Origin of the sequence: Streptomyces murinus, assembly GCF_002154555.1 — a bacterium.
In the GTDB taxonomy this organism is placed as follows: Bacteria; Actinomycetota; Actinomycetes; order Streptomycetales; family Streptomycetaceae; genus Streptomyces; species Streptomyces murinus.
On record NZ_MUNF01000268.1, the window covers coordinates 1 to 7,618 of the forward strand.

Annotated in this window: 8 protein-coding genes; 6 read left to right on the plus strand and 2 right to left on the minus strand. The window is 72.5% G+C overall.

Going from position 1 to position 7,618, the window contains the following annotated elements:
* The coding region (locus tag CCN72_RS17630) for a CaiB/BaiF CoA transferase family protein (protein WP_086808347.1) at positions 1–891 on the plus strand (891 nt) is incomplete at its 5' end.
* Positions 892–1,005: 114 nt separating this feature from the next.
* On the opposite strand, the gene CCN72_RS17635 is transcribed toward CCN72_RS17630, so the two are convergent.
* On the minus strand, positions 1,006–1,275 hold the full coding sequence (locus CCN72_RS17635) for a hypothetical protein (protein ID WP_037658345.1): 270 nt from the start codon (positions 1,273–1,275) through the stop codon (positions 1,006–1,008).
* Positions 1,276–1,881: 606 nt separating this feature from the next.
* The gene (locus tag CCN72_RS17640; RefSeq protein ID WP_085564022.1) at positions 1,882–2,685 is read right to left on the minus strand and encodes an SGNH/GDSL hydrolase family protein; all 804 of its coding nucleotides are present in this window, start codon (positions 2,683–2,685) and stop codon (positions 1,882–1,884) included.
* Between the two features lie 274 nt (positions 2,686–2,959).
* Between CCN72_RS17640 and CCN72_RS17645 the strand changes: the two genes are divergently transcribed.
* The 5 genes from CCN72_RS17645 to CCN72_RS17665 all read left to right on the plus strand — a co-directional run.
* Entirely contained in the window at positions 2,960–3,334 is a 375-nt protein-coding gene (locus CCN72_RS17645; RefSeq protein ID WP_167408686.1) for a hypothetical protein, read from the plus strand.
* 391 nt (positions 3,335–3,725) lie between these two features.
* Positions 3,726–4,547 (plus strand): glycosyltransferase family 2 protein, encoded by an 822-nt coding sequence (locus CCN72_RS17650; RefSeq protein WP_037658302.1) that lies wholly within the window; start codon positions 3,726–3,728, stop codon positions 4,545–4,547.
* Complete coding sequence (locus tag CCN72_RS17655; protein ID WP_086808348.1) at positions 4,544–5,536, plus strand: glycosyltransferase family 2 protein; 993 nt, start codon at positions 4,544–4,546, stop codon at positions 5,534–5,536. Before CCN72_RS17650 ends, CCN72_RS17655 begins: the two co-directional genes overlap by 4 nt.
* On the plus strand, positions 5,529–6,338 hold the full coding sequence (locus CCN72_RS17660; protein ID WP_244174287.1) for a polysaccharide deacetylase family protein: 810 nt from the start codon (positions 5,529–5,531) through the stop codon (positions 6,336–6,338). Before CCN72_RS17655 ends, CCN72_RS17660 begins: the two co-directional genes overlap by 8 nt.
* On the plus strand, positions 6,331–7,618 hold a 1,288-nt coding region (locus CCN72_RS17665), incomplete at its 3' end, for a lipopolysaccharide biosynthesis protein (RefSeq protein ID WP_425276153.1). The genes CCN72_RS17660 and CCN72_RS17665, both read left to right, overlap by 8 nt.

Below are 7,618 nucleotides of genomic sequence, written 5' to 3' on the forward strand. Positions count from 1 at the left end.
GCCGCGGCCCGGCTCGGCCTGGACGCGGCCACCCTGTGCGCGGCCCATCCGCGGCTGATCGCCGTGGACATCTCGGGGTACGGCCCCCACGGCCCGTACGCGGACAAGCGGGCCTACGACATGCTGGTGCAGTGCGAGACGGGCCTGGTGTCGGTCACCGGGACGCCGGAGCGGCCGGTGAAGGCGGGGATCCCGGCGGCGGACATCGCGGCGGCCATGTACGCCTTCTCGGGGGTGCTGGCGGCGCTGGTGCGCCGGGGCGTCACCGGGCGCGGCGGCCCGGTGGAGGTGTCCCTGCTGGACTCGCTCGCGGAGTGGATGGGGCATCCGCTGCACCACACGATGCACGACGGCGAGCCCCCGGCGCGCACCGGTCTCGCGCATCCCGTCATCGCGCCCTACAACGCCTATCCGACGGCGGACGGCGGCCAGGTCCTCCTGTCGGTGCAGAACGACCGGGAGTGGCGGCGCCTTGCCGAACAGGTCATGGAGCGGCCGGAGTTGGGGGCGGACCCGGTGTTCGCGACGAACGCGGCGCGGGTCGCGCACCGGGCGGAGACGGACGCGGCGGTGGCCCGGGCGCTCGGCGCGCTGGACACCGGCGAGGCGCTGGCGCGGCTGGAGCGGGCGGGGCTCGCCTGTGCCCGGCTGCGGGATCCGCGCGAGCTGGCGGAGCATCCGCAGCTGGCGGCCCGGGACCGATGGCGTCAGGTGGGTTCGCCGGTGGGGCCGTTGCGGGCGCTGCTGCCGCCGCTCACGCTGCCGGGCGGGGGCGAGGCGCGGATGGGCGACGTGCCCGCGCTCGGACAGCACACCGGGGCGCTGCTGCGTGCCGTGGGAATGACGGACGACGAGATCGCAGCGCTGCGCCGGGACGGTGTGGCGGCCTGAGCGCGGGCCTGGACGGGGTCCAGGACCGTCGGTTCGCCCAGTGAGCGCCGGAGGGGCGCTCAAGGGGATCGGTGGCCGGATCGGGGCCGGATCAGTGGCCGGTCGAGGACCGGACTAGTGGCCGCCGAACAGCGAACGACGCAGTCGGCGCAGGGGCGCGAAGAGGGAGACCCGGCGGACCCGCGCGCCCCGGTCGCTGTGCGTGCGCCGGGTGTCCCGCGCCGTCAGCTCCCGCATCAGCGAGGTCGCCTCGACGGTCTTCTGCTGCGGTATGGCGGGACCGCCCAGCACCGCCAGATGCCGGTCGAGGCGCGAGCTGGTCGCGCTGCTCCCGCAGGTGATCGCAGGGACCCTGGCCCTGCTGCGCACTGTTATCTGTTCCATGTCACTCCCCACCCGTACGAGTCCACCCGGCCCCGGGCAGAGTAACCCTATCTCCCCACCGGGGCACTCGTGTATCGCGCCTTCAGGATTCACCTTCCCCGTAAGGCGGTTGACCATCCCAAGCCGACTACTCTCCGAATCCGACCGGTTTCAGGGCGAGTTGGACAATGGGCTGGCCGACGGCTCGCGCCGGTTCGCCGGTCCGGGACGGCCGTCACGGCGCGTGACGCCCGTCCGGCGCCGGCCCCCTCGTGATCAAGGGCGCGCCGCCCCCGTGGAGCCCCAGGGTGACGGCGGGTCCCGGCTGCGGCCCGGCGGCGGTCGCTCCGGCGCCGCGACCGCGACCGCCCGCGCCGGTCGCGGCGCGGGCGGAGGAAGCTGTGCGGAGGCGGCCGGGAACGTGGTCCATCTCACGCGCCCGGCCGTCCGGTCGGCAGAGGCCCCATCGGCCAGAGTCCCCGCCGCCGTGGTGGGCGACCCCGCCGGGTGCACACGGCGGGCTCATCCGGGAGGTACCAGGTATTACGTCGACGCCTCGGGCCGCTCGGTCGGTTCACCCTGACGGGCGGGCCCGGTGGTGCGTCGTGGAGTGCTCACCCGTTCGGGTCAGCCGGCCGCGTTGGTGAGGGCCGGCAGGTAGCCACCGGACTGACCGGCGGCGGTGGGGTGGTACGACTCGGTGAGGTCCAGCACGTTGAGGCTGTGCAGCCAGGAGCTGCTGGAGCAGATCTCGTGGCTGGAGAAGGCGCTGCGGACGTCACCGAAGGCGAAGCCGTGGGCGGAGACACGGGACTGGATGGTGCTGTCCAGGGTGTCGGCGGCACCGTTTATGGCCGACCGCTTCGTGTCGGACAGACCGAGGCAGACCTGGCCGAGCAGGTAGAAGCGCGGGTAACCGACCACGACCACACGGGCGTTGGGCGCCTTGGAGTGGATCGCGTTGTAGACGGTGTCGAGCTTCCCGGGCAGCGTGTTGGTGATGTAGGACTTCGCGCTCGCGATGGCGGACAGACAGGTGCTGTCCGAGTTCAGCACGCACGTCTGCATGACGCTCGCGAAGCCGGCGTCGTTGCCACCGATGCTGATGGACACCAGCGAGGTGGAGGAGTTGAGCGAGCCGAGCTGGTTGGCCATCACATCGTCCGTCGTGGCGCCCGAGCAGGCGTTGAAGGCGAAGGAGGTGGGCTTGTGCGCGGCGTTCCACAGGTAGGCCGCGGAGTTGGTGCTGCGATCGCAGTCGCCGCTGGAGCTGATGTAGCTGCCGGCGCCGACGCCGGAGGCGTAGGAGTCGCCCAGCGCCACATAGCCACCGCTGTTGGATGCCGCCTGCGCCGACGCCGCCTGCGTGAAGCCGAGGCCGAGAGCAAGGAGGAGTGGAGCAACGAATCCGACAAGGCGGGAACGTCTCATGGTGTATCTCCCAGGTGAGCAGGAAGTCTGCGGCAACTTAAGTAGCAACTACGCGCGTTGAGCGGAAGTGTTCATGTCAAGAATTTTTGACTCTCAATAAGACCGTCTTCAAAGATTTACTGCTTATGTATTGCGCGTACATGTCAACTGTGTTGACCACGCCTCAGACACCTGCTCCAGTGGGTTTTTCGGGGGACGGCCGCCCTTGACGCCCCCCTCGGGCCTGCGCGACATTAAAGCCCGGCATCCGGCGCTTCGGGGGGCAAAGTCGCCAATGCGCACCTTACGGATCAACAGGGAACTGTCGCCGCTGCTCGCGGGCGCCGCGGCCGCCGTCTCGACGGCCGGCGCGCTGCTCGCCCTCACCGGTTCCAACTCCGCGCTGCGCGGCCCGTGCACCCTGCTCTTCCTGTTGCTCGCGCCGGCCGCCGCGCTCGCCGCGGCCCTGCGCGGTCTCGACCCCTTCGCCCGTGCCCTGTGCGCACTCGCGGGTGCGGTGGTCGTCGACTTGCTGGTGGCCCAGGTGATGCTCGCGGTGCACCACTGGAGCGTCCGGGGCGGAGTGGCCGCCGTCGCCGTACTGAGCCTGGCCCTGCTGCTCCTCGTTCATCTCCGGGATCGAATTACCGGTAAAAGCACACAAGAGTGAGCAAGGTGAGCCACTGTTACGCAACGGGCCAATCATGGGAAAGGTGAGGCACCTTCCAGGTCTTGCCTTTCGGGCTCAACCGTCAATACCGTCATACAGCTCAACCGCGGCGGTTCGCCGGTGCACGGTCCCTGGGGAGGGCCGGGCGCCCTGGTGGGTCCGTCGCGGAGCGCGGTAGGGGGGTGCCGTGCTCGGTGACCGCGAGCGGTGACCGGGCCGGGCCGCGCGACCGGCCGCCATGCCCGTCCGGCGGCCCGGACAGCTTTGCCAGCTCGTCCAGGGGTGCGGAGTTCCGCTCGCCGCGCCTCCGGAGGAGAACCCCCCTTTCGAACCGGACCCTGAGCCGGGCCGCCCGGGGGTGGGCGGCCCACCGGACGAGAGGGAACCAACCATGAGTTCAGCGCTGCGCCCGCCGAGTCCGGGCCGCGAACCGCTGCTCGTCACGCACTACCGGCCCATCTCCTCGCACCTGGCGATCACTCCACCGGTGAGCGTCGTGATCCCCGCCATGAACGAGGCGAAGAACCTGCCCTACGTCTTCAAGAGCCTTCCCGACTGGATCCACGAGGTCGTCCTCGTGGACGGCAACTCCACCGACGACACCGTCGAGGTGGCCAGGTCCCTGTGGCCGCGCCTCAAGGTCGTCCCGCAGCGCGGCCGGGGCAAGGGGGACGCCCTGATCACCGGGTTCGAGGCGTGCACCGGCGACATCATCGTGATGGTCGACGCGGACGGCTCGGCGGACGGCGGGGAGATCGTCAGCTATGTCTCCGCGCTGGTCTCCGGCGCCGACTTCGCCAAGGGCTCCCGCTTCGCCAACGGCGGCGGCACCGACGACATGACCTTCGTGCGCAAGCTCGGCAACTGGGCGCTGTGCACCGTCGTCAACCGCAAGTTCGGCGCCCGCTACACCGATCTGTGCTACGGCTACAACGCGTTCTGGCGGCACTGCCTCGACAAGATCGACCTCGACTGCACCGGCTTCGAGGTCGAGACGCTGATGAACATCAGAGTGGTCAAGGCGGGCCTGAGAGTGCAGGAGATCCCGAGTCACGAGTATCTGCGCATCCACGGCACCAGCAATCTGCGGGCGGTGCGCGACGGGCTGCGGGTGCTGCGGGTGATCCTGCGCGAGCGGTCCAACCGGCGGGCCCTGCGCCGCCGGGTGCGGCACTCCCCGCTGCTCAAGGCACGGCGGGGAGAGGTGTCTTGAACGATCCCGGCATCTCCGTCGTGATCTGCGCCTACACCGAGGACCGCTGGGAGGACATCCTCGCGGCGGTCTCCTCGGTGCGCGCGCAGTCGTACCCGGCCTTGGAGACCCTTCTGGTCGTGGACCACAACCCGGCCCTCGGCGCACGGCTGGAGCGCGCGTACCGGACGGCCGAGAGCGTCCGGGTGCTGCCCAACTCCGGTCCGCGCGGCCTGTCCTCGGGCCGCAACACCGGCATCGCCGCGGCCCGCGGCGACGTGATCGCCTTCCTGGACGACGACGCCGTGGCCGAACGGGACTGGCTGCGCCGCTTCGCCGAGGCGTACGCCGACCCCCGGGTGCTGGCGGTCGGCGGGCGCACCGAGCCGGTGTGGGCCTCCGGGAGGCGGCCCGCCTGGTTCCCGGAGGAGTTCGACTGGGTGGTGGGCTGCACCTACCGTGGCCTGCCGCCGGGCCGGGTGCGGGTGCGCAATGTGCTGGGCGGCAACGCCTCGTTCCGGCTTACGGCCTTCGAGGCGGCGGGCGGCTTCGCCACCGGCATCGGGCGCGACGGCGGCCGGCGCCCGCTCGGCTGCGAGGAGACGGAGCTGTGCATCCGCCTCACCCGCGCCCGCCCCGAGGGGGTGCTGCTCATCGACGACCGTGCGGTGATCCACCACCGGGTGCCACGGGTGCGGGAGAACTTCGCCTACTTCCGCACCCGCGCCTACGCCGAGGGCCTGTCCAAGGCCCTGGTGGCCCGCAGCGTCGGCGCGGCCAAGGGGCTGGAGTCCGAACGCCGTTACACCACCCGGGTGTTGCCCGCCGGTGTGGCCCGGGGACTGCGTGACGCCCTGCTCGGCCGGCCGGGCGGCGCGGGCCGTGCGGGCGCCATCGTCGCCGGGGTGCTCGCGGCGGCGGGAGGGTTCGCGGTGGGGAGCCTGCGGGTGCGGCGGGGGTCGTACGCCACCGCCGGGACCGGCGACCGGACCGGGGGCCCGCGTGAGTGACCAGCCGGTGCCCGTCCTCATGTACCACTCGGTCGCAACGGCGCCCAGCGCCGCCACCCGGACCCTGTCCGTCACACCGGACGCGTTCGCCGAACAGATGTCCCTCATCAGCGAGTTGGGCAGCACACCCGTCACCACCGCCGAGCTGGCGGCGCACTGGCGCGGCGGCCGGCCGCTGCCCGCGCGCCCGGTGCTGATCACCTTCGACGACGGCTACGAGGGCGTGCACCGGCACGCCCTGCCGCTGCTCGCCCGGCACGGCTTCCCGGCCACCCTGTTCGTCTCCACCGGCTGGCTGCGGGGCGCGTACGACACCGGGGGCGGCCTCGACACCATGCTCGACTGGCACCAGGTGCGCCGGCTCGCCGCCTCCGGCGTGGAGATCGGCGGGCACAGCCACACCCATCCCCAGCTGGACCAGCTGGACGACGCGGCGCTGGCCGAGGAGCTGGGCCGGTGCACGGAGATCCTCTCCGGTGAACTCGGGGCGCGGCCACGGTCGTTCGCGTATCCCTACGGCTACTCCAGCCGCCGGGTGCGCCGGGCGGTGCGCGCGGCCGGGTACGCGCAGGCGCTCGCCGTCGGCAACGGGCTCGCCCGCCGCGCCCAGGGGCCGTACGCGCTGCGCCGGGTCACGGTGCGCCGCCGTACGGACGCCGAGGAGTTCACACGGCTGCTGCGGGGCCAGGACATCGGCCGTACGTTCGCCCGGGACCGGGCCCTCACCCAGGGGTACGCGCTCGTGCGCGGGGCGCGGCGGATCGGCCCGGCGCTCTGGAAGGCCGGTCGGGCCCGTGACTGACACGACCACCGCGCCCGGGCCCGAGGCGGCGAGGGCGCCCGGCGCCGCGCGCGCCCCGGGCGGGGGTCCGCTGCTGCGCAACGCGTACGCGCTGATGCTCAACACCGGGATCTCCGCCGTGCTGGGCCTCGGCTTCTGGCTGGCCGCGGCGCACTACTACTCCGATGCCGCGGTCGGCCGGGGCTCGGCCGCCATCGCCGCGATGAAGCTGCTCGCCGGGCTCACCGCGGTGACCCTGACCGGCGCGCTTGCCCGGTTCATCCCGGTGTCGGGGAAGCGCACCGGCCGCTTCATCTTCCGTACGTACGCGGGCAGTTCACTGGTCGTCGCGCTGGCCGCCGGAGTGTTCCTGGGCACGCTGGACGCCTGGGGGCCTTCGTACCGCTTTCTGCACGGCCTGCTTCCCGGCCTCGGCTTTGTGGCGGCCGTGGTCGCCTGGAACCTGCTCACCCTCCAGGACGGGGTGCTGACCGGGCTGCGCAGCGCGCCCTGGGTGCCGGTGGGCAACACGGTGTTCTCGGCGGTGAAGCTGGTGCTGCTCGCCGCGTTCGCCGTCGCCGTGCCGGCCACCGGGGTCTTCGTGTCCTGGGTGGCCGCGATCGCCACCTCCGTGGTGCCGCTGGGCTGGCTGGTGTTCCGGCGCCTGGTGCCCCGCCATGTCGCGGCGACCGCCGGGCGGGCCGGGCCGCCGCCCGCGCGGGAGGTCGGGCGGTTCCTGGCCGGGGACTACACCGGCTCCCTGTTCTCGCTCGCCGTGGTCTATCTGGTGCCGGTGATCATCGCCGCGCAGGTCAGCTCGGCGGAGAACGCGTACTTCTACATCACCACCACCATCGGCGGCACCTGCAACCTGCTCGCCGTCAACATGGGCGCCTCCCTCACCGTCGAGGGCTCGCACGACCCGGAGCAGCTGGCCGCCAACGCCCGCGCGGCGCTGTGGCGCATGGCCCGGATCATGCTGCCGATCAGCGCCGCGCTGTTCCTCGGCGCGCCCTGGATCCTCGGCGTCTTCGGCGCGGGCTACGCGGACGCGGCGACCGGGCTGCTGCGCCTGTTCGCCGTGGGCACCCTGCTCCGGGTCGTCATGGAGACCTACTTCGCCGTCCTGCGCGCGCAGAGCCGCACCGCCGGACTCGCCTGGCTCCAGGGCCTGTTGTGCGTCCTGGTCCTCGGGCTCACCCTGCTGCTCCTGCCCCGGATGGGGCTCACGGGCGCGGGGGTCGCCGAGATCTCCAGCCTGGCCGTGATCGTCTCGATCGCCGCGCCCGTGAGCCCCATCC

Bases quoted from the DNA above. Each gene is read 5' to 3' on its own strand.
- CCN72_RS17645 (WP_167408686.1), top strand. From the start codon at position 2,960: ATGCGCACCTTACGGATCAACAGGGAACTGTCGCCGCTGCTCGCGGGC.
- CCN72_RS17635 (WP_037658345.1), bottom strand. From the start codon at position 1,275: ATGGAACAGATAACAGTGCGCAGCAGGGCCAGGGTCCCTGCGATCACC.
- CCN72_RS17650 (WP_037658302.1), top strand. From the start codon at position 3,726: ATGAGTTCAGCGCTGCGCCCGCCGAGTCCGGGCCGCGAACCGCTGCTC.
- CCN72_RS17640 (WP_085564022.1), bottom strand. From the start codon at position 2,685: ATGAGACGTTCCCGCCTTGTCGGATTCGTTGCTCCACTCCTCCTTGCT.